General features: G+C 71.2%; 21 protein-coding genes. 19 read left to right on the forward strand and 2 right to left on the reverse strand.

Going from position 1 to position 26353, the window contains the following annotated elements:
• The first annotated feature begins 10 nt into the window (after nt 1–10).
• The 5 genes from ACFSL2_RS25995 to ACFSL2_RS26015 all read left to right on the forward strand — a co-directional run bounded on the left by ACFSL2_RS25995 (nt 11) and on the right by ACFSL2_RS26015 (nt 4065).
• A complete protein-coding gene (locus ACFSL2_RS25995; protein ID WP_377200616.1) occupies nt 11–307 on the forward strand; it encodes a hypothetical protein in 297 nt (98 codons plus the stop codon).
• Nucleotides 308–820: 513 nt separating this feature from the next.
• The gene (locus tag ACFSL2_RS26000; RefSeq protein WP_377200617.1) at nt 821–1330 is read left to right on the forward strand and encodes a hypothetical protein; all 510 of its coding nucleotides are present in this window, start codon (nt 821–823) and stop codon (nt 1328–1330) included.
• Between the two features lie 670 nt (nt 1331–2000).
• Nucleotides 2001–2222, forward strand: coding sequence for a hypothetical protein (locus tag ACFSL2_RS26005; protein ID WP_377200618.1), 222 nt, complete (start codon nt 2001–2003; stop codon nt 2220–2222).
• A gap of 110 nt (nt 2223–2332) precedes the next feature.
• Complete coding sequence (locus tag ACFSL2_RS26010; protein WP_377200619.1) at nt 2333–2872, forward strand: HK97 family phage prohead protease; 540 nt, start codon at nt 2333–2335, stop codon at nt 2870–2872.
• Between the two features lie 2 nt (nt 2873–2874).
• Nucleotides 2875–4065, forward strand: a complete 1191-nt coding sequence (locus ACFSL2_RS26015; RefSeq protein WP_377200620.1) for a hypothetical protein — start codon at nt 2875–2877, stop codon at nt 4063–4065.
• 164 nt (nt 4066–4229) lie between these two features.
• Here the strand turns inward: ACFSL2_RS26015 and ACFSL2_RS26020 are convergent, their stop codons facing one another.
• Complete coding sequence (locus ACFSL2_RS26020; protein WP_377200621.1) at nt 4230–5198, reverse strand: hypothetical protein; 969 nt, start codon at nt 5196–5198, stop codon at nt 4230–4232.
• 424 nt (nt 5199–5622) lie between these two features.
• Here ACFSL2_RS26020 and ACFSL2_RS26025 point away from each other — a divergent pair, with 424 nt between their 5' ends.
• Nucleotides 5623–8235, forward strand: a complete 2613-nt coding sequence (locus ACFSL2_RS26025; protein ID WP_377200622.1) for a LamG-like jellyroll fold domain-containing protein — start codon at nt 5623–5625, stop codon at nt 8233–8235.
• A gap of 100 nt (nt 8236–8335) precedes the next feature.
• On the opposite strand, the gene ACFSL2_RS26030 is transcribed toward ACFSL2_RS26025, so the two are convergent.
• On the reverse strand, nt 8336–8542 hold the full coding sequence (locus ACFSL2_RS26030) for a DUF7455 domain-containing protein (RefSeq protein WP_253867690.1): 207 nt from the start codon (nt 8540–8542) through the stop codon (nt 8336–8338).
• 221 nt (nt 8543–8763) lie between these two features.
• Between ACFSL2_RS26030 and ACFSL2_RS26035 the strand changes: the two genes are divergently transcribed.
• The 13 genes from ACFSL2_RS26035 to ACFSL2_RS26095 all read left to right on the forward strand — a co-directional run bounded on the left by ACFSL2_RS26035 (nt 8764) and on the right by ACFSL2_RS26095 (nt 26060).
• Nucleotides 8764–10887, forward strand: a complete 2124-nt coding sequence (locus ACFSL2_RS26035) for a DNA gyrase/topoisomerase IV subunit B (RefSeq protein WP_377200623.1) — start codon at nt 8764–8766, stop codon at nt 10885–10887.
• 81 nt (nt 10888–10968) lie between these two features.
• Complete coding sequence (locus ACFSL2_RS26040) at nt 10969–11388, forward strand: DUF4430 domain-containing protein (protein ID WP_377200896.1); 420 nt, start codon at nt 10969–10971, stop codon at nt 11386–11388.
• Nucleotides 11367–11987, forward strand: coding sequence for a DUF6580 family putative transport protein (locus ACFSL2_RS26045; RefSeq protein WP_377200624.1), 621 nt, complete (start codon nt 11367–11369; stop codon nt 11985–11987). Before ACFSL2_RS26040 ends, ACFSL2_RS26045 begins: the two co-directional genes overlap by 22 nt.
• A 152-nt stretch (nt 11988–12139) precedes the next feature.
• Nucleotides 12140–13396, forward strand: coding sequence for a lipase family protein (locus tag ACFSL2_RS26050; protein ID WP_377200625.1), 1257 nt, complete (start codon nt 12140–12142; stop codon nt 13394–13396).
• A 244-nt stretch (nt 13397–13640) separates the two neighbouring features.
• The gene (locus tag ACFSL2_RS26055; protein ID WP_377200626.1) at nt 13641–13937 is read left to right on the forward strand and encodes a WXG100 family type VII secretion target; all 297 of its coding nucleotides are present in this window, start codon (nt 13641–13643) and stop codon (nt 13935–13937) included.
• 2 nt (nt 13938–13939) lie between these two features.
• Nucleotides 13940–14221: a hypothetical protein gene (locus ACFSL2_RS26060; RefSeq protein WP_377200627.1), complete on the forward strand. Its 282-nt coding sequence runs from the start codon at nt 13940–13942 to the stop codon at nt 14219–14221.
• Nucleotides 14222–14283: 62 nt separating this feature from the next.
• Nucleotides 14284–15690, forward strand: a complete 1407-nt coding sequence (locus ACFSL2_RS26065) for a DUF308 domain-containing protein (protein ID WP_377200628.1) — start codon at nt 14284–14286, stop codon at nt 15688–15690.
• Entirely contained in the window at nt 15690–16334 is a 645-nt protein-coding gene (locus tag ACFSL2_RS26070; protein ID WP_377200629.1) for a hypothetical protein, read from the forward strand. The genes ACFSL2_RS26065 and ACFSL2_RS26070 overlap by 1 nt, the downstream gene beginning before the upstream one ends.
• Nucleotides 16331–17008, forward strand: a complete 678-nt coding sequence (locus tag ACFSL2_RS26075) for a hypothetical protein (RefSeq protein WP_377200630.1) — start codon at nt 16331–16333, stop codon at nt 17006–17008. The genes ACFSL2_RS26070 and ACFSL2_RS26075 overlap by 4 nt, the downstream gene beginning before the upstream one ends.
• 64 nt (nt 17009–17072) lie before the next feature.
• Nucleotides 17073–18740, forward strand: a complete 1668-nt coding sequence (locus ACFSL2_RS26080) for a LysM peptidoglycan-binding domain-containing protein (RefSeq protein WP_377200631.1) — start codon at nt 17073–17075, stop codon at nt 18738–18740.
• Nucleotides 18733–20598 carry a discoidin domain-containing protein gene (locus tag ACFSL2_RS26085; RefSeq protein WP_377200632.1) on the forward strand — a complete coding sequence of 622 codons (1866 nt, stop codon included), beginning with the start codon at nt 18733–18735 and terminating at the stop codon, nt 20596–20598. The genes ACFSL2_RS26080 and ACFSL2_RS26085 overlap by 8 nt, the downstream gene beginning before the upstream one ends.
• Nucleotide 20599: 1 nt before the next feature.
• Nucleotides 20600–24985: an FtsK/SpoIIIE domain-containing protein gene (locus tag ACFSL2_RS26090; RefSeq protein WP_377200633.1), complete on the forward strand. Its 4386-nt coding sequence runs from the start codon at nt 20600–20602 to the stop codon at nt 24983–24985.
• A gap of 109 nt (nt 24986–25094) precedes the next feature.
• A complete protein-coding gene (locus ACFSL2_RS26095) occupies nt 25095–26060 on the forward strand; it encodes a hypothetical protein (protein WP_377200634.1) in 966 nt (321 codons plus the stop codon).
• Nucleotides 26061–26353 lie beyond the last annotated feature (293 nt).

The following is a 26353-nucleotide window of genomic DNA, read 5'->3' on the forward strand; positions in this document are numbered from 1 at the left end:
GAGGCTGTCCTTGTCTGCCCAGACGCCTGCCGAACGCAAGCTCTCAGCGTCGCTCGCCGCCCACGAATCGTGGGCCAACACCAAGAACCGCGCCGCCCGCACTGCAAACGCCCGCGCCGCTGTGGAACGGAAGTTCCTCGACGCCGCCGACGGCGACCCGGTTCGCGCCGAGCACCTTCGCAAAGCGCACTTCGCTCGCCTCGCTCTGAAGTCGGCCGCATCCCGCCGCAAGGCCCGCGACCTGACTAACGCTGCTCGGGTCGCCGAGGCCGAGCTCGAGGAGTTGGGCGGCGGTGACGCTGCGTGACGGACTCCCGAACGCGAGACGCCGCCCGGGACGCAAACCGGACGGCGACGGATCTCGCAGAAGCAGACCCCCAGAGTCTATCTGCCGCCACTGACCCCGCCACGGTGCGCCGTCGGCGTGACGCGTCTCGACGCATGACGACGCTCCCCTGTGGACATGCCGACCCCCTCGACTGCGCCGAGCCCACCGAGGCTGAACGCCGCGAGCTTGCGAACATGCTCGCGGCTGACGGGTGGGATCTGGAATACCTGGCCCGTCGGTACAGGCTCACCCGGGCAGGTGCACGATGAGCCGCCCGGACCAGGACGACCTGTGGGCGGCGGTCGACGCCGACCTTCGGGCGGAGGGTGTCCGCCGGCGGTGGCTCGTGGCTACCGGTCACGTGTGTCCATGCGGAAGCCACGTCAAGAGCTGGCCGTGGCACGAGCGAGTGAAGGGGTCTCCCGAACCACCTCACCGGGTCGTCGGCCACCTGCCCGACTGCCCGGCGCTCGCGGTCGAGGGGCTGGCCTCATGAGCCCTCGACGGAATCGCAACGCGAAACCACCCGTTCCCGTGCGGCCGGCGAGCATCCAGCGCACCGCCCGTCAGCCCGTTCACTTCGGTGTCGACGTCGAGGGGAACGACGTCCGATGGATCGCGACCTCGACGCTGTACCTCTACGCCAAGGGCTCCAACCCGATGGAGTCCGTGGGCGAGCGTGTCATGGCGCACGCGATGCTCCGAATGGACTTCCACGGGGTCGCGGTGTTCAAGCGCTCCGAGCTGTCTCGGCTGTGCGCCCAACTCGACCGGCAGACCGGCGAGCTGAAGCCCTTGTCTGCCGACGGTCTGAACCGCGCGATCGCCCGTCTCGTCGAACGGGGGTACCTGCTGACCGATTCGTGGGCGCAGACGCTTTACGTCGCCGTCACGGTCGCTCAGAACGGGCGAGGCCAGGGCGATGCCCGCCAGAACCCACCCCGCAAACCTGGGTTCGACGGCGGTCAGGCACCACCCGGGGCGAAGGGGTTGGAGCAGTGAGGGGGCCGCTCACCCGACTCTGGGGGTCGGGTGAGATTCGCTCACCCGACTCTGGGGGTCGGGTGAGATGTACCCCCGGGTCGCTCACCCGACCCTGGGGGTCGGGTGAGAAGCCCTTTTCGGTGCCCTTTCCTCTTTCACTTTCGAATTTTCAGCTTCACCCCACCGACCGCGCCCAGCGCGGTCGCCCGCACCAGAGCTGTCCGTGGTGCCTGGCACCCACCTGTCCGACGCCACGGCCTCGTCGTCGTCGCGCACCACGCCCGGTGCGGGCAGGAGGGGGAGGGGAGGGTGCCCCCCCACCCACCCACCCACCTCACACCCAACGATGCGATCGATCGAACGATCGATCGCAGTCACGACCCACACGCCCGGCCTTGACGAGAGGACGACCGATGCCGACGACGAAGCAGACCGAACGATGCACCGCACACCGCGACATCGGGTCAACCTCGCTCGACTGTGAGCGACCTGCCCGACACCGAGGACCACACCGCGCCGGCCCATGGCAGTGGGCGCCAGAGGCGGAGGGACAGGCGGGGACAGAGGGGTAGGGGGAGGCATCGCCGACGTAATCGCAGGTCAGCGCAGAAGACCCCGCCACTGTTTGTCAGTCGCAATGTGTACGGAGTCTGGGGATTTTGAACACTATCGACTAGGAAGGCACATCATGAACGACGAAAGCACCGCTCCCGAGCCGAATCCGATCCTGACCGAGGCCGTCGAATCCATCATGACCGCTGCGGCCGACGCGTTCGCCGAGGTCTGGTCTCGCCCGAACGCGCCGCAGCTCGTTGAAGGCTTCCTCGCCGGCCGCGTCTCGTTCCACGTCGAGCGATCCGGGCTGTCGGTCCTCGTGGCTCCCGCTGACTGTGGGGGTGACGCGGTATGATTATCCCAGCAGCTCGGTACCTGAGCCACGCCGGAACCCCGCGGGGGGCAGCCCGGACACCTCGGTCGCCACGCGCAGTCGATCACACGATCCTGCCCACAAGGTGACCTATGAGCCTCCTCCTGTACCGCAATGCCCTCCTCCGCGCCGACGGCGACGGCCGTACGATTCACGGTCTCGCGGTGCCGTTCGACGTCGAGACCGAGGTCTCTGATGGCTTCGGTCGCTACCGCGAACGGTTCGCTCCTGGTGCGTTCGCACGGTCGATCGCCCAGCGCGGGAGCAAGATCAAGCTCCTTGCGAACCACGACAGCCGCGTGTTCCCGATCGGTCGCGCGACGTCGCTCGAGGAGCGATCCGACGGCCTGCACGCCGCGTTCACGGTGGCCGACACCGTGGCCGGAAACGAGGCCCTGGAGCTGGTCCGCTCCGGCACCGTCGATTCGTTCAGCGTCGGTTTCGCACCGGTCTCCGAACGCCAGGACGGAAACGTCGTAGTCCGCACCGAGGTAGCGCTGCGCGAGGTGAGCCTCGTCGCGTTCCCCGCGTACCCCGATGCCCTCGTGGCCGGCATCCGTTCGGCCACCCGCACACTCTCTGTCGATCTCGCCGCCCGGCGTCTCGACCTCCTTCTCAGAAGCTGGAGCTAGCCATGCCCTTCAACCCTGACATTCAGCGCCGGGACATCCCGGCAGAACGTGACCGACTGACGGCCGAGGCCCAGGCGATCCTGACCCGTTCGACCGGCGACCTGTCCGGCGACGACCTGACCGCTTACGACGGTCTGATCGCGGACCTGGAGTCGCTCCGGACTCGTGACGCCGCGCTCGCGAACGTCGAGCGGTTCGCCGCGAACCCGGACGCCCTGGAGCGGATCACCCCAGCCAGCCCGGGAACGGACCCGGCGTCGCCGTCGGGGCCGAACCGGATCACGGGCCACCGTCACGACGACCGGCGGGAGGAGACCACACCGGCGGGTCACCCGCGCATCATGGTCTCCACGGAGCACCTGCGGGCGCACGCCGACGCGATCCGCGAGGGTCGCACCTTCGGCGCGAACGAGTCGCTGGAGCGTGCTGCCGTCACCGTGGCTACCGACATGGGCGGCGCGGAGGCGTGGGGCTCGAACCCCATCCCCGGCCCGGTGCCGCTGCGCGTGTTCGCGGGCATCGCCAACACGCCGCTCACTGGCATGGCCGCCTCGATGCCGTCCCTGACTCTTCCGGCCGGTGCCGCTGGCGTCGCGGAGGGTGCCCAGCACGGCGAGTACGACGCCGTGGCCCGGGCAGACCTCGTCGCGCTGCGGTACGGGCGGTGGACACAGGTCACCAGCGCCGTGGACGCGTTCGACGAGCTGGTGTCCATCAACGGGGCGCACGCGGTCGCGATCGCGCGTGACCTCAACCTCGCGGACGTGACCGCGATCCAGACCGCCGCGGGTGCGGCTACGGCGTTCGACGCCGCACTTCTCGACCAGAACGTCAGGGCGTCCGTGCTGCGGGTCGCTGAGGCTGCGATGGTCGAGCCGTCCGCCGTCGTGCTGTTCGGTACCGCCGACGCCCTGGCCGTCGTGACCGGGTTCGCGCCGGCCAACGGCAGCGACCGGGGCAGCGTCAGTACCCGCGTGTACGGGGCTCGCGTGTACGCGACGGCTGCGGCTGCTGCAGGCGTCGTGACCGCGTTCGCACCCGGAGGGTTCCGCACGTTCGCATCCGGGATGCGCTCCACGTCCGCCATCGACCCGAAGGACGGCTCGAACACCTTCGGCCAGTGGCTCCACTCGACCCCGGCGGGTGTCGGGATCGTCGGTGCCGCTGCGTCGGTCGACGTCGTCACCCCGTGACCTGACCCGCGCGTCAACGTCGCCCCGTAGCTGTGTCTCCATGCGGCGAGGGGATCGATGGTTGGTGAGGGGCTCACCCATTCAAGTCCCAGCGACCCCGGCCAGCGCGCACGAACGAAGGGCCCGACACCTGTTTGGTGTCGGGCCCTTCGTGGTGTCGCAGCTCAGTCCTGCGCGCGCAGGGCGTCGGCCGCGTCGATGAGGAACCGGCCGACGGCGGCGAGCTGGTCGGGCTTCACCTCCTCCTCGTCGATTCCGTCGAGGCCAGCGACCGGGGTGCTCACCTCGACGGGACCGCCGTCCGTCGCCATGTCCTGGAACGCGTTCACGTCGACGCGCATGATGCCGCTGTCACGGGCGACCCTGCGGCTCCAGTGCCGGTCGAGGACCGACCACTCCCAGGCGCTGGCCCCGTTCGCCCACGACGGCAACGGGACGTCGGACGGCATCGGGAACGCGGGCGTGAACCGCCGGACGACCTCGTCCAGGGTGTCGCCTCGCTCGAGCAGGGCTTCGGCGACGGGCATGTCCGATCCCGGGGGCAAGGCTGCGACGAGCTGTGCGCGGTCGTCGTCGGTCAGGGGGTTGGTGTTCATCGTCTTCTCCACATCGTTGTGTCGTGCCTCTGAGTGTGCTCCGGGCTCGCCCGTGAGCGCACCTGTGGGTTCCTCGCCGTCGAGTTCACGGATCGCGGCAAGAAGCCGGTCTGCTGCCCCTGCGGGCATCTGGTGGTGGGTGCGGCGGTGCGCCTCGACCTCGCGGGCGAAGTCGTCGTCGCCGTGGTTGCCGATGATGTGGTCGCAGCCGAGTACGGGGCAGTAGTAGAACCGCCTGCCGGTGACGTACCCGACGGCATCGGCACCCGTGGTAGGCGGTGCGTCGTCGGCCGAGACCGGCCGGAGTTCCTCCGCGCGGAAGATGCCCCGGTGCTGCCCGTCGTAGATCGCGAGTGCCTGTACGGCGGGGTGCTCGTCGGCCGAGGGCGGGTAGGCGACGATGTATGCCGTGAAGTCGTGGCCGAACGCGGTTGCCGGCGGAACGACATCGATCACGACGCCCGTGCGACGGGCTGGCCATGTGTCGTGCTGACAGCTCACGTACTGGCCGACGGCGTAGGTAGGGTTGTTGGCCATGGCTGAACCTCCTGTGAAGGTTCCTGGCCTAGGCCCCGGGTGAGCGTTCCAGCGCTCCCCGGGGCCGACTTCTCAGGCCAGGATATTTCGCACCACAGCGCTCCTGACCTGGACTAACAACCCCAACGTTTCCGCCGATGCCGCACAGCGTTCAAGCGTCCCTAGTGCGCGACTACCTCGACTGACCTCGGTCCACCTCGGCAGGGCTCGCTTCGAGCCCGCACGAGGGGCTGACCTGAACGCCGGGCGGGTGAACTTCTTCGGAAGTCACCCGCCCGGCGTTTTTCGTGTGCGTCGTGCCCCGCCCGGGATGACAGCGCTGGACAAGAAGTGTGCGGCGACTCCTGTTCGGGGCCGCCGGCCGGAGCTACGGTAGCTCCTGGCAACGATGCCCACCGTGTATCGGACCAGGAAGGTGACGCCGATGTCGCTAGCAAGGCCGCACCGCAGACACCCCTCCACCCCGACCCCGCCCACTGCTGCCCGACGACGCCTGGGCGCGGCGTTCGTGGCGCTCGCCACCGGCGCCGTGCTCGCCGTCGTGCCGAGCACCTCCGCACCGGCGGCGACGCCCGCCGACGGCGACCCGGCCGGGTGGCCGATCGCCGACGCCCGCCTGCCCACGCCGTGGACGGCGGAGGTCACGCCGGACGATGCGCTGCCGGAGTACCCGCGACCGCAGCTGGTGCGGGACCGTTGGACCAACCTCAACGGGCTCTGGGAGTTCGCGGGAGCGACCGCGGACGAGGCGCCGCCGTTCGGCGAGACCCTCGCCGAGAAGATCCTGGTGCCGTACCCGACGGAGTCCGAGCTGTCGGGCATCGACCGGCACGAGGACCACATGTGGTACCGCCGCACGGTCGAGGTGCCGACGTCCTGGCGCACCGCGGGCCAGCGGGTGCTGCTCAACTTCGGTGCGGTGGACCACACCGCGACGGTGTGGGTCAACGGCCAGGAGGTGGCCCACCACGAGGGCGGCTACGGCCGGTTCTCCGCCGACGTCACGGACGCCCTGACGGTGTCGGGCCCGCAGGAGGTGCTGGTCGGCGTCACCGACCGCACGGACGCCACCTGGCAGCCCGTCGGCAAGCAGCGCAACGAGCCCGACCGAGGCATCTTCTACGAGGGCGCCTCGGGGATCTGGCAGACCGTCTGGATGGAGCCGGTGGCCGGCGCCCATGCCGAGCGTCTCGACATGACCACCGACATCGACACGAGCACCCTCGCCCTCACGGTGGACGGCAGCGAGGCGGCCGACGGCGGCACCGTCGACGTCGTCGTGCGCGAGGGCGGCGCGGCCACCGGCGAGCAGGGCACCAAGCCCGTGGCGGACGGCCGGACGGGCAAGGTCGTGGCACAGGCCACGGGCGCCGTCGGCGACGAGCTCGCCGTGCGGGTGCCGGGCGCCCACCTGTGGTCGCCCGACGACCCCTACCTCTACGGCCTGCAGGTTCGTGTCCGGGACGCGCGCGGCCGCGTCGTCGACACCGTCGGCTCGTACTTCGGCATGCGCGAGATCGGCGTCGCCGAGGGCGAGGACGGGCGCAACCACATCACGCTCAACGGCGAGGTGCTGTTCCTGCAGTCCACGCTGGACCAGGGCTACTGGCCGGACGGCATCTACACCGCCCCGACCGACGAGGCGCTCGCGTTCGACCTCGTCAAGCACAAGGAGCTGGGCTTCAACACCGTGCGCAAGCACATCAAGGTGGAGCCGGACCGCTGGTTCTACCACGCGGACCGGCTCGGGCTCCTGGTGTGGCAGGACATGCCGTCGATGAAGACCGGCCGCCCGCCGGTCGAGGCGCAGGAGCGGTTCGAGCGCGAGCTGCACGAGATGATCGAGCAGCACTCGAGCTGGACCTCGGTGATCGGCTGGGTGCCCTTCAACGAGGGCTGGGGCGAGTGGTCCCGGGACGCGACCGGGCGGATCGCCCGGGAGGTCAAGGAACAGGACCCGACGCGCCTCGTGAACGCGCACTCCGGCGTGAACTGCTGCGACTCGCTCGGGGACAGCGGTGCGGGCGACATCATCGACTGGCACCAGTACGTGGGTCCGGCCCAGCCGCTGCCCGACGCCACGCGGGCCTCGATCGACGGGGAGCACGGCGGGTTCGGCCTCGAGGTGGACGGCCACATGTGGTTCGGGGAGGGCCACGCGTACGAGATGACGCCCGACGCCGCCACGCTCACCCGCCGGTACGTCGAGAACCAGGAGGACGTGCTGACCGCCGCCCAGCAGTGCGGCATCAGCGGCTCGATCTACACGCAGATCACGGACGTGGAGCACGAGGTCAACGGGTTCTTCACCTACGACCGGCAGGTCGAGAAGATGGACTTCGCACAGGTGCGCGCCGTGAACGAGAAGATCATCGAGGGCGCGGACGGCACGGGCGGCGAGCCGCCCGTGGTCGACCCGGGCACGCCGGGGCTCGCCGGGGTGCACGCCTGGGGCTTCGACGAGGGCGCCGGTACCACGGCGGCGGACGGTGTCGGTGACGCCGACGCCACCCTCACCGGCACCACCTGGACCGACGGCGTGGTGGGCGGCGGCCTGTCGTTCGACGGCGCCGGCGAGGCCGATACCGGGCAGGCCCTGGTGCGCACGGACGGCTCCTACAGCGTCTCGGCGTGGGCACGGCTCGATGTGGCCGACGGCGGCTTCCAGACGGTGGTGAGCCAGGACACCGGCAGCAACAGCGCGTTCTTCCTGCAGTACTCCGGGCAGGACCAGCGCTGGGCGATGAGCTTCATCGGCGCGCGAGCGCTGTCGCCCACCAAGCCGGAGCCGGGCCGCTGGTACCACCTGACGGGGGTGCGCGACGCGGAGGCCGGTGAGCTGACGCTCTATGTGGACGGCGAGCGGATGGCCACCCAGGAGGTCTGCCTGGCGCCCGCCACCGAAGGGCCCCTGGTCATCGGCCGCGCCCAGTACGGCGGCAACGAGGTGGACCACCTGCGGGGCGACGTCGACGACGTCCGGGTCTTCGACCGGGCGCTGTCCGACGCGGAGGTGGCGGAGCTCGCCGCGGGCTGATCACGCCCGGCCCGGGCGTCGCCGGGCATGACGACGGCGGTGAGTCACCTCACAGGGTGACTCACCGCCGTCTTGGGTCTGGTGGGTGTCCGGCCTGGGCTCAGGCCTGACCGTGCTCCGCGTGGAGCCGGTCGGTCTCGTCCTGGACATGGGTGGCGATGTCCGCATAGGCGGACGCGTGTGCACGGGCGTGGTGGCCGCAGAAGAGCAGCTCGCCTACGGGCAGAACGACACGCACGTAGGCCTGGGCGCCGCAGCGGTCGCAGCGGTCGAGGGCGGTGAGCGGTTCGGTCGTCAAGGTCGTCACATCTCCATCCAACCATTCGCTCGCGCGGTTCATGCCAGCCCGGGTGGCCGGTTCGCTGCGAGCATAGCGGCGTGGCTCACACTCCTGGGGGTCATCCGCCCCCAATTGCGCTGAAAGGGTAATTTCCGTCAGGGGGTGAATCTACCCGCCTGCCCGGGTGCCCGGGGCTCCGCACGGAGGGTCTGCCAGGGGTTGTCGGAGACCTCGTCTACGCTGGCGCCGTGACCGCAACGTCCGAGTCGTACACCGCTCGCCACCTGTCCGTCCTCGAGGGCCTCGAGGCGGTTCGTAAGCGTCCCGGCATGTACATCGGGACCACCGACTCCCGTGGCCTGATGCACTGCCTCTGGGAGATCATCGACAACTCCGTGGACGAGGCCCTGGGCGGCCACGCCACGAAGATCGGCATCGTGCTGCACCCTGACACGTCCGTGACGGTGACCGACGACGGGCGCGGCATCCCGATCGACATCGAGCCCAAGACCGGGCTGAGCGGCGTCGAGGTCGTTTACACCAAGCTGCACGCCGGCGGTAAGTTCGGCGGCGGTTCGTACCAGGCGTCCGGCGGTCTGCACGGCGTCGGCGCCTCCGTGGTCAACGCGCTGTCGGCACGTCTCGACGTCGAGGTGGACCGCGGCGGCAAGACGTACCGCATGACCTTCCACCGCGGGGAGCCGGGCAAGTTCTCCGACCCGGCGCCGGGCCCCGACCCGGAGGCGACGTTCCAGCCGTTCGTCGACCACTCCGAGCTCGCGGTGGTGGGCAAGGCGCCCCGGGGCCGTACCGGAACGCGCGTGCGCTACTGGGCCGACCGGCAGATCTTCCCCAAGTCGGCCGTGTTCAGCTACGACGAGCTGGTCACGCGCGTCCGCCAGACGACGTTCCTGGTGCCGGGGCTCGAGATCCGGGTGCGCGACGAGCGCGGGCTGCCGGGCACGCCCGCGGAGAACGGTCCGCACGAGGAAGTCTTCAAGCACAGCGGCGGCGCCGCGGACTTCGTGGAGTTCCTCGCCCCCGACTCACCGGTCACGGCGACCTGGGTCCTGCAGGGTTCCGACACCTTCAAGGAGACCGTGCCGGTGCTGGACGATCGCGGCCACATGTCGCCGCGGGAGCTGCAGCGCGACTGCGAGGTCGACATCGCGCTCCGCTGGGGCACGGGCTACGACACCGAGGTGCGCTCCTTCGTCAACATCATCTCGACGCCCAAGGGCGGCACGCACCTGACGGGCTTCGAGCAGGGGCTGCTCAAGGTGATCCGCAAGGGGGTGGAGACCAACGCCCGCAAGCTGAAGGTCTCCACCAGGGACGGCGCGGAGCGCATCGAGAAGGACGACGTGCTCGCCGGCCTCACCGCCGTGGTCACCGTGCGCCTCTCCGAGCCGCAGTTCGAGGGGCAGACCAAGGAGGTGCTGGGCACCGGGCCCGTGCGTCAGATCGTCTCCCGGGTGGTCGAGAAGGAGATCCAGGCCCGCCTGACCTCCACGAAGCGGGACGAGAAGACCCAGACCTCGCTGCTGCTCGACAAGGTCGTCGCCGAGATGCGTGCGCGCATCACGGCCCGCAAGCAGAAGGAGATCTCGCGCCGCAAGAACGCGCTGGAGACCTCCTCGCTGCCGGCCAAGCTGGCCGACTGCCGCTCGAACGACGTGGAGCGCTCCGAGCTGTTCATCGTCGAGGGTGACAGCGCGCTCGGCACCGCCAAGCTCGCGCGGTCCAGCGACTTCCAGGCGCTGCTGCCGATCCGCGGCAAGATCCTGAACGTCCAGAAGGCCTCGATCAGCGACATGCTCCGCAACGCGGAGTGCGCCGCGATCATCCAGGTGCTGGGCGCGGGCTCCGGCCGGTCCTTCGACATCGAGGCCGCCCGCTACGGCAAGATCATCATGATGACCGACGCCGACGTGGACGGCGCGCACATCCGTACGCTCCTGCTGACGCTCTTCTACCGGTACATGAAGCCGATGGTGGAGGCCGGCCGGGTGTTCGCGGCGGTCCCGCCGCTGCACCGCGTCGAGGTGATCGGCAACGGCCGGCGCAAGAACGAGTACATCTACACGTACTCGGAGGCCGAGCTCGTCGCCACGCTCAAGAAGCTCGACAAGGCCGGCCGGCGCTACAAGCCCGACATCCAGCGATACAAGGGCCTGGGCGAGATGGATGCCGACCAGCTCGCGGAGACCACCATGGATCCCCGCCACCGCACGCTGCGCCGGGTCACGGCAGAGCACGCGGAGGCGGCCGAGCGCGCGTTCGAGCTCCTGATGGGCACTGACGTGGCGCCCCGCAAGGAGTTCCTCATCGCGGGTGCTGCCGAGCTGGACCGCTCCCGCATCGACGTCTGACGGCACGGCCTGCGGCGCTGCGACGGTTCTGAGACGGCGCGGCCCCGTGGTGTCCGCCGACCTAGACTCGGCCGTGTGAACATGACTTCTGGCCGCTCGGTCCGCCGTACCGGCTCCGCGATCACCGCCCTCCTCGCCGCAGGCCTGCTCGTGGCGTGCGGCGGTGCGAGTGATCAGCCGGAGACCGTCACGGCCACGATCAACGCGCCGGCGGACGCCGCCTCCAGCAGCGCGTCGCCGTCCGCCGGAGCGGAGACCCTCAGCTACCCGGGCCGCACCGGCGCCACCGCGCTGGAGCTGCTGCTCGAGACCGACCCGTCCGCTGAGGTCACGGGCGAGGGCGAGAACGCGTTCGTGACCGCGATCGGCGGCCGGGTGGCGGACGAGTCGAAGAACGAGTTCTGGGCGCTGTCCGTGGACGGCGAGAACGCCCAGGTCGGCGCGGGGGCACTGGAGACCGAGGACGGTCAGGAGATCACATGGACCATCGACACCTTCTGACCCCGGCCGACGGTCGCGACCTGACGTTCGCGGACCTCGCGCGGCGCTGGTGGCGGCCGGCGCTCGCCGTCGCCGTCGTAGGCCTCGCGGTGCTGTGGCGCCTGGTCCGTGCGGACCTGGGCGCACCGCCGAACCTGGAGCTGATCACGGCGGCCACGTTCTTCGCCGCCGTCCTCCTGCGGCACCGTGCCGCGGTGCTCGTTCCGTTCGCCGCCGCGGCGGTGAGCGACGCCCTGCTCGGCAACACGTCGATCCTGGTGTTCACCTGGACGGCGTGGGCGGTGATCGGCCTCGGGGCGCTGCTCGTGCGTCGCACCGCCGGGTGGACGAGGTTCGGCGCGGCGCTGGGACTCGGCGCCGGTGGGTCGCTGTGGTTCTTCCTGTGGACCAACTTCGGCGTGTGGCTGCAGGCCAGGGGCACGTTCTACGCGCCGGGCCTGGACGGGCTCATGGCGTCGTACGTGGCCGGCCTGCCGTTCTTCCGCACCATGCTGCTCGGCAACCTGGTGCTCGTCCCGCTCGCGGCGGGCGTCGTGGCCCTCGTGGAGCGTTCCGAGCGGGTCCTGTTCATGCCGAGGGCGCTGAGCCTGCCCCGCTAGCGCCCCACCGGTAGCGTCGCCCCTCCGGTAGCCGCCCGAGAGGCCTCACGCCTTTCGGCTCGTCACTATTGGGGTTACAGTCAGTAGCGGCCCGCCCCGCGGGTCCGGGCGCTCAGTGTCGAGCGTCCGGAGGACCTCGACGAGGAGATCCGATGCTGCTGACCCTTGATCCGCACCCGCCCACCCCGCCCTTGCCGGCTCCCCGTCGGCGTCGGTCGTCGCGACGCCGGACGGCCGCGATCGCGGGCCTCGCCCTGCTGGCACTGTCCGCCGGGGCCGTCGTCGCGCCGCCCGTGGCCCAGGCTGCACCGACGGCCCACGCGCCGGCCCCGCTCACCCTCGAAGACGACTTCTACACCCCGCCCGCCCCGCTGCCGGACGGCCGGGACGGCGAGGTGGTCCGCTGGCGCGAGGAGACGCGGCAGCTCAGTGCCCGCAGCTACCTGCTGATGTACCACTCGACGAACGCGATGGGTGCGGACATCCCGGTGACCGGGCGCGTCCTCGTGCCGAGCACCCCCTGGCGCGGGGAAGGGCCGCGACCGATCGTCTCGGTGGCGAGCGGGACCCGCGGCGTCGGCGACACCTGCGCCCCGTCCCGCTGGCTCGACTACGAGCGGCCCTTCATCGAGCCGATGCTGCTGGCGGGCTGGGCGGTGGTGGTGACCGACTACGAGGGTCTCGGCACTCCGGGCATGCACACCTACGTCGTCGGGCAGTCGGAAGGGCGGGCCGTCATCGACATGGTGCGCGCCGCGACCAACCTGCCGGCCACCGGGCTCGAGGCGGGGGGCAAGGTGGCGTTCTCCGGGTACTCGCAGGGCGGCGGGGCGGCCATGTGGGCCGGTGAGCTCCAGCCGGGCTACGCGCCGGAGCTCGATCTGGTCGGTGTCGCGGCGGGCGGTGTGCCGGCCGACCTCACCGAGGTGGCCGAGGGGCTCGACGGAGAGGTCGGGTTCGGCTTCCTGCTGCTGGCCGCCTACGGGCTGGATGCCGCCTACCCGGAGCTGGACCTCGAGGCCTATCTCAACGAGCGCGGGCGCGACACCTACGAGCGGGAGCAGGACGCCTGTGTGGACGTCACGCTGACGCACGCCTACCAGAACCTCGGGATGTTCACCACGACCAACCCGCTACGGTCCGCGGACTGGCAGGCACGCCTCGCCGAGAACCGCCTCGGGGACGATCCGCCGGACGTGCCGATCCGGCTCTTCCACGGCACGCACGACGAGATCGTCGCACCCGGGCAGGCTCGGACGCTGCGGAACGAGTACTGCGCCGCCGGCGCGGACGTGCAGTGGGAGTGGCACGTCGGCGAGCACGTCTCGACGATGGTGACGGGTGCACCGGGCGTGATCGCCTTCCTCGACCGGCGGTTCAGGGACCGCCCGTTCCTCGTGCACTGCTGATCACTCACCGCGATCGCCGACCGCGGTCGCTCTCCGCTCGTCGGCCAGCCTGAACCCCTTGGTAAAACCCCTGGTGAGAGTGCTCTTTCACCATCTGACGACGGGTCCCGGAGGAGACCGGGACCCGTCGTCGGTGCGCCGTGTGTCGTTTGTCCGGAATTCACATGGGGTTGGCCGTCCGGTTGGTCCGATTCGTGACGATTGCGACGCACGAGTTCACAACACACGAGCGAGAGGTTCTGCCATGGCCAACATCAAGGTGACCTTCCAGGAGATGGAAGACGCCGCTCAGCGCATGAAGCAGGAATCGGACGACATGCAGGGCAAGCTCGACCAGCTGCGCGCGATGGTGGACAACCTGGTGCAGGACGGCTACGTCACGGACAAGTCGTCCAAGCGGTTCGACGAGTCCTACAAGGAGCTCGACAAGGGTGGCAAGCAGGTCATGGAGGGCCTCACCGGTATCGGTGAGTACCTCAAGCAGGCTGCCGACGCCCTGCGCAAGACCGACGAGGAACTCGCGAACGCGCTGAACAAGTAGCGATGGCAGACCTTGTCGTCACCAAGGAGGTCCTGGAGGACTCCGCCAGGGATCTGAAGGCGATCAACGACGAGTTCAAGAACATGTCGAAGCTGTGGGACGGCGGCAACGTGTGGGGTCACGAGGTCCTGAAGAGGGCCATGGACGACTTCATCGACGACTGGTGGGTCAAGCGGGAGAAGCTGCAGGAGCAGCTCAGCAACCTCACCAAGAAGATGGACGAGGCCGCGGCGACCTGGACCGATACCGAGGACCAGCTGGCCTCGACCTTCGACCAGAAGTAGGACACCCCGCCGCCCCTGGGCAGCAGCCAGCGCCGATGCACGAGCAGTAGAACAGGAGACGGATGAGCGCCGCCCGCCACGGGGACTGGCCACTGGTCGATCACGACTCCGACCCGGTCCCGGCCGATCCCACGGAGCTCGAGAAGGTCATCGACCACTACAAGAAGATCTCCGAGGCGATGACCGAGCAGGCAGCACTGCTCAAGCGGATCGGTGACGGCGACGTCCGTCTTCTCAAGGGACAGTCCGCCGACGCCCTGCGCAAGCGCGCCCGGGAGAGTGCCGGCGCCCTCGACAAGGCGGCCGGCCGGTACGCCGACGTGCACACGGCACTCGACGGCTACGAGCCGTCGCTGACCACGGCCCGGACCGACACCTGGAACGCCCTGACCGACGCGGAGAACGCCAGCAGGAACCTCCAGACCGCCGAGGGCATGCCCGACCCCGTCAACGCGCCCCGGCCGGACGACGCCAAGCCGCTGACCGCCCAGGAGAAGAAGGATTCCGCGGACCGCGAGACCGCTATCGAGAACGCCGGCGCCGGCATCGCAGCCGCGAAACAGAAGGTGGCCGGCGCCCTCGAAGCGCTCAGGGCCGCCGCTGAGGCTGCGGCCACCAAGATCCGCGAGAACTGGAACGTCGACGGCCTGCACACCTCGGGCTGGGACGCCTTCGTGCACCGGCTCAACAAGTTCCTGAAGGCGCTGGTCGAGATCCTGACGTACATCGGGCTGGCGCTCGCGGTGCTGGCGATCCTGATACCCGGGCTGAACGTCATCGCGTTCATCGGCATCGGCGTCGCACTGGTCTCCGTGGCCGCGAGCATCGTCCTGGCCGCCCAGGGCGAGGGGAGCTGGCTCGGCGTCATCATGGGCGTGCTCAGCCTCGTGGGGATCGGTATCGCGGCGAAGATGGCGAGCAAGCTGAAGCACATCCAGAAGATCGGACTGACCAAGGCCGGGCCGGCGCAGCTGAAGAACGCGCAGGACGACATCCACCACATCTTGTTCTCGCTGCGCAACCTGAGCGCGAACGCGCCGCGCGCCGGGCTCGTGAACCTCCTCTGGAAAAAGGTCGGCAACCTCCGGAGCATGGGCGACTTCCTGCTCAAGCAACGGGTCAGCCCCGGATGGTGGCACATGTTCAAGGACCCGAAGTGGGTCCTCAAGGAGGACTGGAGCCGCCTGACGAAGGCGTGGCCCAAGGGCGACTACCGCTGGGACCGGCTCATCGGCATCAGCGACATCAGGGACGTCAACAAGATCGCCGGCAACCTCGGGCTGCTCGGGAACATCTACCAGATCAAGCCATGGATGTACCTCGGGCCCATCGCGTACACGGTCGGGTGGTTCGGTCGGCCGTTCAGCATGATGAACCCCTCCAGCCTGAACCCGAACGACCCGCGCAAGAACAACGACGGCTGGCACGACGCGAACTATTCCGGCCTGACCGGGGAGAACCCGGTCTGATGGCGACGAACGAACGGACCTGGCTCGTCGAGGAACCAGAAGGCTGGCTGCTCGTCCCCACGACCGACGCACTGCCGCCGGAGTTGCTCACCACCTGGGAGCGGGAGGTCGTCGACGTGATCCGCGCGTCGTTCGACGACGGTCCGGAGGAACAGGCCGACGACGAGACCACCGAGACCCTGAACACCCTGCGTGACCGCGTCGCCCTGGAGTCCATGACGAACCTGCGTGCCTTTGCCGACGGCGTGGCCGACGCGGGCGCCATGGTCGTCGCCACCTTCCGGGTGCCGGACTCGACGCCCGTGCCGGTGCTCGTCACGGTCGGCATCGAGCCTCCTGGCGATCCCGGTGACCACCTCCTGACGGCGCTCGGCGCCACCGGCGGTCAGTCCGTCGCACCACCCAAGATCGAGCATCTCGACCTGCCGGACGGAGACGGGATGCGCGTGACGCGGCTGGACCTGGACCCGGAGACGGGCGGCGCGTGGGTCAGCGTGTGCCTCGGCCGTCGCACCGAGCACCCGGACGCCGTCGTCGACACCGTGCTGCAGTGGCGGTCCCAGGACCTGCTGCACGGCCCGGCGATGACCGAGCTGCTCGACGAGCTGCTGCCCGCGGTACACGTCACCAGGAGCACACCGTGACCGGGACGACCACCGGTAGGCCGACCGATGCCTGGGCCCTCCTGCTCCCGCCCGGCTGGGTCCGCTTCCCGACCAGCGACGAGTTCCTGCGCGAGCTGGACGAGGCGATCGAGGAGGTGGTCGCCCGCGCTCTGCCCGCCGACCTACCGCGCGACTCCGCCGAACCGCACCGCCGCATGCTCGCTGACGGTCTACGCACCTCGCTCGCTGACGCGCGCGCCGCGGGAGCGGGGGCCGTCTACCTGCCGACGGAGCCGATGAACGGTGTGATCATCCCCGCGTCCCTCACCGAGCTGGAACTGATCAGCGACCCGGGCGCCAACCCGCTCGAGGTGATGTCGGACGTCGTGTCCGACGACTACGAGGAGAGCGAGCTCGTCGAGGTCGACGGCAGGCCGGGCGTGCGCGTCGTCGAGACGACGATCGACGCGCATCCCGAGGGCGATCTGCCCGAGGTGTCGACCCGCCAGGTCGTCTACGTCGTCTCCCGTTCCGAGGCTGACGGCGAGTGGCTCGTCCTCTCGTTCAGCATCGTCTGGAACAGCGAGGAGACCCAGCGCCTCGCCGAGGCCCTCGTCTTCTTCTTCGACGCTGTGATGACCACCTTCCGGTGGGCGGGCCCCGGAGCGAACCCCGTGCACCTGCCGGAGCGGAGTGAACCCGATACCGCGTGAGCCCGAACCGCCGGGACGACCGAACGACCCTGCCTGATGCGGCACATCTGAAGACGGAGCAACTGTGCACCACGCCCAACGCGCCGCTGCCGCTCTCGCGGCCGCCCTGTTCACGACGGCCGCCACGGTCTCCTTGGCCGTCACGGGCCCGCCGGCCGCGGCAGCGCCTGCCGGCACAGGCCCGGTCCTCGTCGGCACGGCGCACGGCGCCCTCGCCGCGGGGCCTGCCACGGACAAGGACGGCGAGCAGGTCAAGTACTACGTGATGCGGACCAAGCCGAACGGTGACCACGAATACCTGTTCGAGATCGCCCAGCGGTTCCTCGGTGACGGCGGTCGGTACACGGAGATCGTCGAGCTCAACGAGGGGCGCATCCAGCCGGACGGCAACGCGCTGACCGACGAGAACGCCGTGCTGCCGGGCTGGGTGATGCAGCTGCCCGCTGACGCCGAGGGCGAGGGCATCGAGGTCGGCGTGCTGCCGACCGCTCCGGCGGGGGCCGACGACGGGGCGGGCGCCGTGGCGCCCACGGACGACGCGTCCGTGCCCGCCGTGCCGTACTACGTGGTCGGCCGGACGCCGGAGGGTGAGACGGAGTACCTGTACCTGATCGCCGAGCGGTTTCTGGGCGACGGTGAGCGGCACCCGGAGATCTTCGAGCTCAACGAGGGGCGCACGCAGCCCGACGGCGGCGTCCTCAGCGACCCCGAGGTGGTCGAGGTGGGCTGGGCCCTCCAGCTTCCGGCGGACGCTGAGGGCGAGGGTCTGCGACACGGCCCGCTCCCGGGGCCGAATCCTGTCGCGAAGGCGAGCGCCCCGGCGTCGGACGCGGTGGCGGACGACGGGCCGAGCGCCGGAGCGGAGCCGACCTGGCTGATTCCCGCACTCGTCGTCACCGGTGCCGTGGTGCTGGCGGTGCCTGCCGCGCTCGGGCTGGTCCTGCTCGTCCGCCGGTTGCGCTCGGGTCGGGCGGAGCCGTTCGACGACAGCGTGCTGCGTACCGACACGTCCGCCGCGTGGATGGTGGACCGGTCGCTGCGGGTGCTGCTCGCCGCGTGCGCACGGGACGGCCAGCACCTGCCGGCGGTCACCGGAGTGTTCATCGAGGGCGGGTCCATGCGGCTCCGCCTCGCGAGCCCGGTCTCCCCGGCGCCGGCGCCGTGGGTGGCGAACGAGGACGGGCAGAGCTGGTCGGCGCCGCTGGCGAAGCTGCAGTCGGCCCCGGCGTCGGACGACTCTACGGCGCGGTTCGCGCGCCTGGTCACGATCGGCGTGGGGGAGACGGGCCGGGTGCTGGTGGACTTCGCGTCGGCGCGCGGCGTGATCAGCCTGGACGGACCCACACGCGCCCGGCACGAGGTGCTGCGCCGGTGGCTCGGTGAGCTGACCGGCAACCCGTGGTCGAACGACCCCCGGGTGGTCATGGTCGGCAACGGCCTCCCGCAGCCGGAGGCCGCGGAGCGCCTGTCGGCGATCGAGCAGGTGATCCCGGAGCTGGACGCCGCGGGGGGCGGGGTGCTCGTGCTCTCGCAGGCGCCGTCGGTGGCGCAGCAGGACCTGCTCGCCGCACGGTTCGCGACGCCGGGCTTCGGTTGGGTGGTCATCGTGCTCGGCGAGTCCCCGTCGGCGAAGTGGCGCCTCACGGCCGGCGAGGACGGCTGGCTGCGCAGCGGGTTCCTCCCGGACGTGCGCTACACCGAGCAGGCCGCGGTGCGGCGTGCCGGTGAGTGACGCGCGGGGAGCCGGGGCGCTGCGGGCCCTGGTGCTCCTGGTCCTGACGGCCCTGTTCGTCCCCGTGCTGCCCGCCGCGACTGTCGTGCTACCCGTCTCCGAGCCGGAACCGGTCCTGCTCTCGCAGGGCAGGCCGGCGGTGGCGTCGTCGCTGGAGAAGGCTGACTTTCCCGCGCGCCAGGCGGTGGACGGGGACGCGGGGACCCGCTGGTCCAGCGGTTTCAGCGACCCGCAGTGGCTGCGGGTCGACCTGGGGCGGTCCACGGTGGTGCGCCGGATCGAGATCGACTGGGAGGTCTCGCACTCCACGGCGTACGCCATCGAGCTGTCGGCCGACGGCGAGGCCTGGACGAGCCACTGGTCCACGGACACTGCCGACGGCGGCACGGACGTGATCACCATCGAGGGCACCGGCCGGTTCGTGCGGATGTACTCCACCGCTCGGGTCGGTACGGCGGGCAACTCGATCTGGGAGATGCGTGTCTACGGCGATCCCGCGCCGAAGACGAAGCAGTCGGCCCCGGCTCCGGCCACGTCGCCGGCTGCGGACCCGCGGCCCACGGCGTCCGAGCCGAAGGCGGTGCCATCGAAGTCGGCGCCGGCCTCCTCCTCCCCGCCGCCCACGGCCTCGGCGCCCCCGGTCCCGGAGCGCACCGGTCCGCCGGGATCGGTCCTCTACTACGTGGTCGGCAAGGAGCCGGACGGCTCGGTCGAGAAGCTCAACGACATCGCCGGGCGGTTCCTCGGTGACCGGGACCGGTGGCCGGAGATCGCGGAACTGACCGAGGGACACCGGCAGCCCGACGGCACGTTCCTGACCGATCCCCGCACGCTCAAGGCCGGCTGGGTGCTCAAGATGCCGAAGGACGCGTCGGGCGAGGAGCTGGAGTTCGCGCCCCTGCCCGGTTTCGAGCAGAAGACGCCGAAGCCGTCGGCCTCCCCGTCGCCGTCGGCCGAGTCCTCGATCGAGGCCGCCGACCTCGACGAGGCGGGCAGCGTCGGCGCGATCGGTCCGGCCGGGTACGCGGTCGGGGCCGGTCTGGCGCTCGCGGCGCTGGTCTGGGCCGTGATCTGGCTCCTGCGGCGCCGGAAGCGCCAGGAGCCGTTCGACGACAGCCTGCTGCGTACCGACACGTCGGCCGCGTGGACGGTCGACCGGTCGCTACGGGTGCTGATGGCGGCGTGCGAACGGGACGGGCTGGAGCTGCCGGCCATCACCGGCGTGTTCATCGAGGGCAGCTCCCTGCGACTGCGGCTCACCAACCCGGCTTCGCCGGCCCCGGAGCCCTGGGCGGTGAGCGAGGACGGGCAGAGCTGGGCCGCTCCGCTGGCGCGGTTGCAGTCGGGTCAGGCGTCGGACGGCTCGACGGCGCGGTTCGCCCGCCTGGTCAACGTCGGCATGAGCGAGACGGGCCGGGTGCTGGTGGACTTCGCGTCGGCGCGCGGTGTGATCAGCCTGGACGGGCCCAGCCGGGCACGGCACGAGGTGCTGCGCCGCTGGCTCGGTGAGCTGACCGGCAACCCGTGGTCGGACGACCCGCGCGTGGTCATGGTCGGCAACGGCCTGCCCCAGCCGGAGCAGGTGGAGCACCTCGCGGGCATCGAGCAGGTGGCCGCCGAGCTGGAGGTGGGCGAGGGCGGCGTGCTGGTCCTGTCGCAGGCGCCGTCCGCGGCCCAGCAGGACATGCTCGCCGCCCGGTTCGCCGGTCCGGAGTTCACGTGGGTGGTGGTCGTGCTCGGCTCCGCGCCGTCGGCGAGGTGGCGGTTCACGGCCGGGGACGACGGTTGGCTGCGCAGCGGGTTCCTGCCCGACGTGCGCTACGACGAGCAGACCGCCGTACGGCGGGGAAGCGAGTGACGTGCAGGCTCTGATCACCGCGCGGCACGGGTCGCGCGACGTGCTGCTGTTCCTGGACCTGGACGAACGCACCACGGCGGAGGACCTGGGCGAGCGGCTCGCCGCCGAGGTGGGTGCACCGCGGGGCAGCACCATGTACGTGGACGGCTCCCCGGTGCCGACCTGCCGCGGGGACGGCGCCGAGGTGCTCGTGGCGGCGTCGGGGGTCCGGGACGGCACGGTCGTCACGTTCGCCGCCGACCCGGCCGGTTCGAACGGGATCCTGGGTGGTCCCGTCGACCTGTGCGTCACGGGCGGCACCGGCACCGGCACGGTGGTCCGGCTCGGCGTCGGTGAGTCGGTCGTGCAGGTGGGGCAGGACGGGCGCGTCCGCGTGGACGAGCCGCGCGAGGGCGGGCAGGCCGCGGTAGCTGTCGTCGTCGCGCTGGACGGCGGCGTGCGGGTGCGGCGTGTGCCGGACCCCCGGTCTGCCGCCCGGCCGGTCCACCTCGACCGGCTGGAGGACCCGCTGGGCGAGGAGGAAGCGCCCTGGGCCGCTGGCACGCAGCTGCGTATCGGCCCCAGCGTCCTGACGGTCCAGGCGGCCACCCGGCCCGACGCGGACCTGCGTCCTGCCGCGCAGCCCGGTCACCTGGACTACAACCGGCCACCGCGGCTGCTGCCGCCCATGCCTGTCACGCACTTCCGCCTGCCCGCCGAGCCGGCCCCACCCGCCCGCAACCCGCTGCCGTGGCTGGCCATGGCCATGCCCGCGGTGCTGGGCGTCACGATGGCATTCGTGTTCCAGTCCCCGTACTACCTGATGTTCGCGCTGGCCTCGCCGCTGATGGGCCTCGGGAACTGGTGGATGCAGAAGCGCAACGGCGTGACCACCCACAAGGAACGGCTGAAGCAGCACGCCGAGGAGCGCGCGGCGCTCGAGGAGGAGGTCCTCGACGCGGTCCGGCGCGAGCAGCACCGGCGCCGGGTGTCGAGCCCTGGTGCCGCCGAGCTGCGCCTGATCGCCACCACCCCGACGCGTCGCCTCTGGGAGCGGCGCAGTACGGACGGGGACCATCTGACGGTGCGGCTGGGCCTCGCCGACGCGACGAGCCGGGTGGAGGTGGACGACAGCGCCGAGCCCGAGCACCGGCGCAAGACGCGTGCCACGGTACGGTCCGTGCCGGTCACCGTGCCGTTGCGGGAGGCGGGCGTCGTCGGCCTGGCCGGCCCGGGGGACTGGCCGCGTCGCCGGGCCCGCTGGATCGTGGGTCAGCTCGGGGTGCTGCAGAGCCCGCGCGACGTGCAGATCTACGTGCTGACCAGCTCCGAGCACGTGCAGGAGTGGGCGTGGGCGGCCTGGCTGCCGCACGTCCGTCCCGCGTTCGGGCAGTCCGCCGTGGCCCTGCTCGGGACCACCACGGAGACCCTGGCCGCACGGGTCGCCGAGGTGGGTTCGCTGATCACCCAGCGCCGTGCCGCCATGGATGCGGCGAGCGCCAAGGTCATGTCCGGTCCGCAGGTGGTGGTAGTACTCGACGGCGCCCGCCGGCTGCGTGCGCTGCCCGGTGTGGTGTCGATCCTGCGCGACGGCCCCGGCGTCGGCGTGAGCGTCGTGTGCCTGGACGGCGACGAGCAGCTGCTGCCGGAGGAGTGCACCGCCGTCGCTCTGGCCCGGGTCGACGGGGGCCTGACGTTGCGCCGGCAGGACGCCGACGACCTGCGCTCCGTGCTGGTCGACGAGGTGACCGACGACTGGTTCGAGCCCGTGGCGCGCGCCGTCGCCGCCGTGCACGACGTGACGGCCAGCGAGGGCGAGGGCCTGATCCCGGACTCGGCGCGCCTGGTGGAGGTGCTCGGCATCGAGGAGATCGACGCCGGACAGATGGCCGCCCGGTGGCGGGCCGTGACGAAGGGCAGCACCCAGGCGGTGGTGGGTGTGTCCCTGGACGGGCCGTTCGCTCTCGACCTGGTGCGGGACGGGCCGCACGCCCTGGTCGGCGGCACCACGGGTTCGGGCAAGTCCGAGTTCCTGCAGACCGTCGTCGCGTCGCTCGCGGTGGTGAACACGCCGCAGACCATGAACTTCGTGCTGGTCGACTACAAGGGCGGCGCCGCGTTCAGCCAGTGCGAGCGGCTTCCCCACACGGTCGGCATGGTCACGGACCTCGACTCACACCTCGTGGAGCGGGCCCTCGACTCGCTGCGCGCAGAGCTGACCTACCGGGAGCACGTGCTGGCCGACGCCGGCGCGAAGGACCTGGAGGACTATCTCGACGCGCAGGCCCGCGGCCATTCGGGGCCCACGCTGCCGCGCCTGATGATCGTCATCGACGAGTTCGCATCGATGGCGCGGGAGCTGCCCGACTTCGTCAGCGGCCTGGTCAACATCGCACAGCGCGGCCGGTCCCTCGGGATCCACCTGATCCTCGCGACCCAGCGTCCCTCCGGTGTGATCTCGCCCGAGATCCGCGCCAACACGAACCTGCGTGTGGCCCTCCGGATGACCGACAAGGGCGAGTCGAAGGACGTCATCGACGCCACCGAGGCGGCGGAGATCGCCAAGTCGCAGCCCGGTCGGGGCTACGCCCGCCTCGGGCATGCGTCCGTGATCCCCTTCCAGTCCGCCCGGGTAGGTGGTCGTCGGCTGTCACTGGCCGACGTCGGGCAGGTGGAGGCCCCGTTCGTCGCGCGCGTGCCGGTGACGGACCTGGGCACCGCCTCGCCCCGCCGCCCTGCGGTGAAGCGCCGGGAGGACGTCGAGACCGACCTGGCCGCGCTCGTCGCGGTCCTGCGCGAGGCCGCCGCGACGGGGGAGTGGCCCAGCCCGCGCCGGCCGTGGCTGCCCCCGCTGCCGGACCTGCTCCAGCTCGCCGACGTGGCGCAGCCCGCGGTGGCGTCAGCGTTCGCGTGGGCGACGGAGGACTCGCCGGCCGACCAGCGGCAGGGTCCTGCCGTGATCGACCTGGACACCTTCGGTCACCGCTACGTGGTCGGAGCGCCCGGCAGCGGACGCTCGACCGCCCTGCGCACCACGGCGTTCGCCGCCGCCACCGCTATGTCGGTGGCCGACCTGCACCTCTACGCGATCGACTGCGGCAATGGGGCGCTGGCGGTGCTGAACGAGCTGCCGCACACGGGCGCCGTGGTGCAGCGCGGGCAGACCGAACGGGCCGGCCGCCTGCTCGGGCGCCTGCAGGCGGAGCTCGGGCGCCGACAGCAGGTTCTCGCCGCCGGCAACTACGCCAGCGTCACGGAGCAGCGGGAGCTCGCCGAACCGGAGGCGCGCCTGCCCCGTGTGCTGGTGCTGGTCGACCGCTGGGAGAGCTTCATGAGCAGCTATGGCGATGTCGATGGCGGCGCGCTGGTCGAGATGGTCCAGGAGCTCCTCCGGGACGGCGCGAGCGCCGGCATCCACCTGGTGCTGGCCGGGGACCGGAGCCTGCTGTCGAGCCGGATGAGCGTGCTGTCCGACGACGCCCTCCTGCTGCGCCTCACCGACCGGCTCGACTTCGGCATGGCCGGCATCAACCACAAGAAGCTGCCCGAGGAGATCCAGCCCGGCCGCGGCTTCCGGTCCGGGACCGGGCTCGAGGTGCAGGTCGCCATCCTCGGGGACGACCCGTCGGGCCGCGCCCAGACGGCGGCGGCGCGCCGGATCGCCGCGACCATCCGCGAACGCGAGGACGTGGTGCCCGGAACCGGGCCGTTCCGGGTGGACGACCTGCCGTCCACGATCACCGTGGACGCGGCCTACCAGTACGTGGGCCGCGAGGCGGCCCGGCCGATGTGGGCCCTGCTCGGTGTGGGAGGCGACGACCTGGCGGCGTTCGGCATGGACCTGGCGAACGACGCGCCGTCCTTCATCGTGGCCGGACCCTCCCGGTCCGGCCGGTCGACGATGCTCGCGGTCATGGCCGAGTCCCTGCTGCGCGGCGGGACACAGGTGGTGGTGCTGGCGCCGCGGCCGAGCATCCTGCGCGACCTCGCGGGCCGGAACGGCGTGCGCGCGGTGCTCACCGACCCCGAGGTGACCGAGGAGGACCTGGCGCCGCACCTCGACCCGGACGGTACACCGGTGGTCCTGGTCGTCGACGACGGCGAGCAGGTGACCGACGCCCCGGCCAAGACCTGGCTCCGCGCCTACCTGCGCACCGCCGCCGACAACCAGCGAGGGCTGATCCTGGGGGGCGAGGCCTCCGAGGTCGCGGGCGGGTTCTCCGGCTGGCAGGTGGACGCCAAGAAGAGCCGACGGGGCGCCCTGCTCAGCCCGCAGGACCGGTTCGACGGCGACCTGGTGGGCGTGAGCCTGCCACGTTCGGCCGTCTCGTCACAGGTCAGCCCGGGCAAGGCCCTGGTACACCTGGGATCGGGGGAGCTGGTCACGCTGCTGGTGCCCACGGTGTAGGGAACACGCGACGTAGACCTGCCCGAGCCGAACGCCGTGCGGGGCACCTCGCACACACGCCGGGCGTGGCGGTCGCGCGCGATGGGCGTCGTCGTGCCACCGTAGGACCGTGCCAGCGCACGATCAGCTCGATCTCGACACCGCCGTCGACGTGCTCTACACCCGCCCGCTCGACGAGTTCATCGCTGCCCGCGACGCCGTCGTCCGACAAGCGACGGACAGCGGAGACCGGCTGGGTGCCGCACGGGTCAAGCGACTGCCGAAACCGTCGGTCGCCGCCTGGGTGATCAACCAGGTCGCGCGGGGACACCCCGAGGAGATCGCGGCGCTCGCGGACCTCGGCGACGAGCTGCGTGCCGCCACGCAGGAGCGGGACCGCGGCCGGGTCCGGGCGCTGGACCATCTGCGCCGCGAGCGGACGGACGGCCTGGTCCGCACCGTCCGCGAGGCCGGCGAGGTGGGCGGACGGCCCGTGTCGTCCGCTGTGCTCGACCGGCTGACGGAGACGCTGACCGCTGCCGTGATGGACCCGGATGCCGCCGCGGTGGTCCGGGCCGGCCGGCTCTCCCGGGCACTGCAGCACGTCGGTTTCGGGATCGTGGACGAGCAGGGCGATGAGGCCGAGCTGGTCGAGCTGCATCCCGCGGCGTCCGACGACGGCTCGAGTACTGCCCCGGAGCGCGACGTCGAGAAGCCCGCTCGAGCGGAGAAGTCGAAGAAGTCCGGGCGTGGAAAGCCTGATCCGGCTGCTGCGGAGCTCACCGCCGCGGAGGAAGCCGTCGAGGAAGCTGCCGCACAGGTGGACCGGCTGGAGTCGCGCCGCGACGACATCCGCGAGCGGCTCCGCTCCGCCGACGCCGGGATCGAGCATGGCGAGAGCGAGCTGGAACGCCTGGCGCGGGAGCTCGACCAGCTGGCCGCCGAGAGGGACACGACGCGACACGCGCTCGACGAGGCGCGGACGGCGGCGGACGAGGCTCGTGCGGACCTCGAGGCGGTCGAGGACGAGCTCGACGATGCGGTGGAGCGCGCCGCGGACGCCCGCCGCCGTCGCCGCGCGGCACGCGGCCGGTGAGCCGGCAGGGCTCGCCGGCCGGCCACCGGCTCGGCGCAGCTGAGCGTGGTCACGTGGTGCCGACGCTGTCGGGTGCGTCGGTCTACTCCACCGGCTTACCGGTCTGGTGTGCGTAGCGGATCTCAGCGCTGTGCATGGCCCGGTCCCTGAAGCCTGCCGCTTCCCTTCGACACGTCATCAATCCTGACCGCGCTCATCTGCGCAGAGCAGTTATCCACAGATTTCGTTTTGCACGTGCTGCTCATACAAATGTTCGAGAGAATGGGGGTGGTCGAACAACGGAGCGGAGGTGG

It is taken from the genome of Promicromonospora aerolata (assembly GCF_042682255.1).
GTDB classification, from domain to species: Bacteria; Actinomycetota; Actinomycetes; order Actinomycetales; family Cellulomonadaceae; genus Promicromonospora; species Promicromonospora aerolata.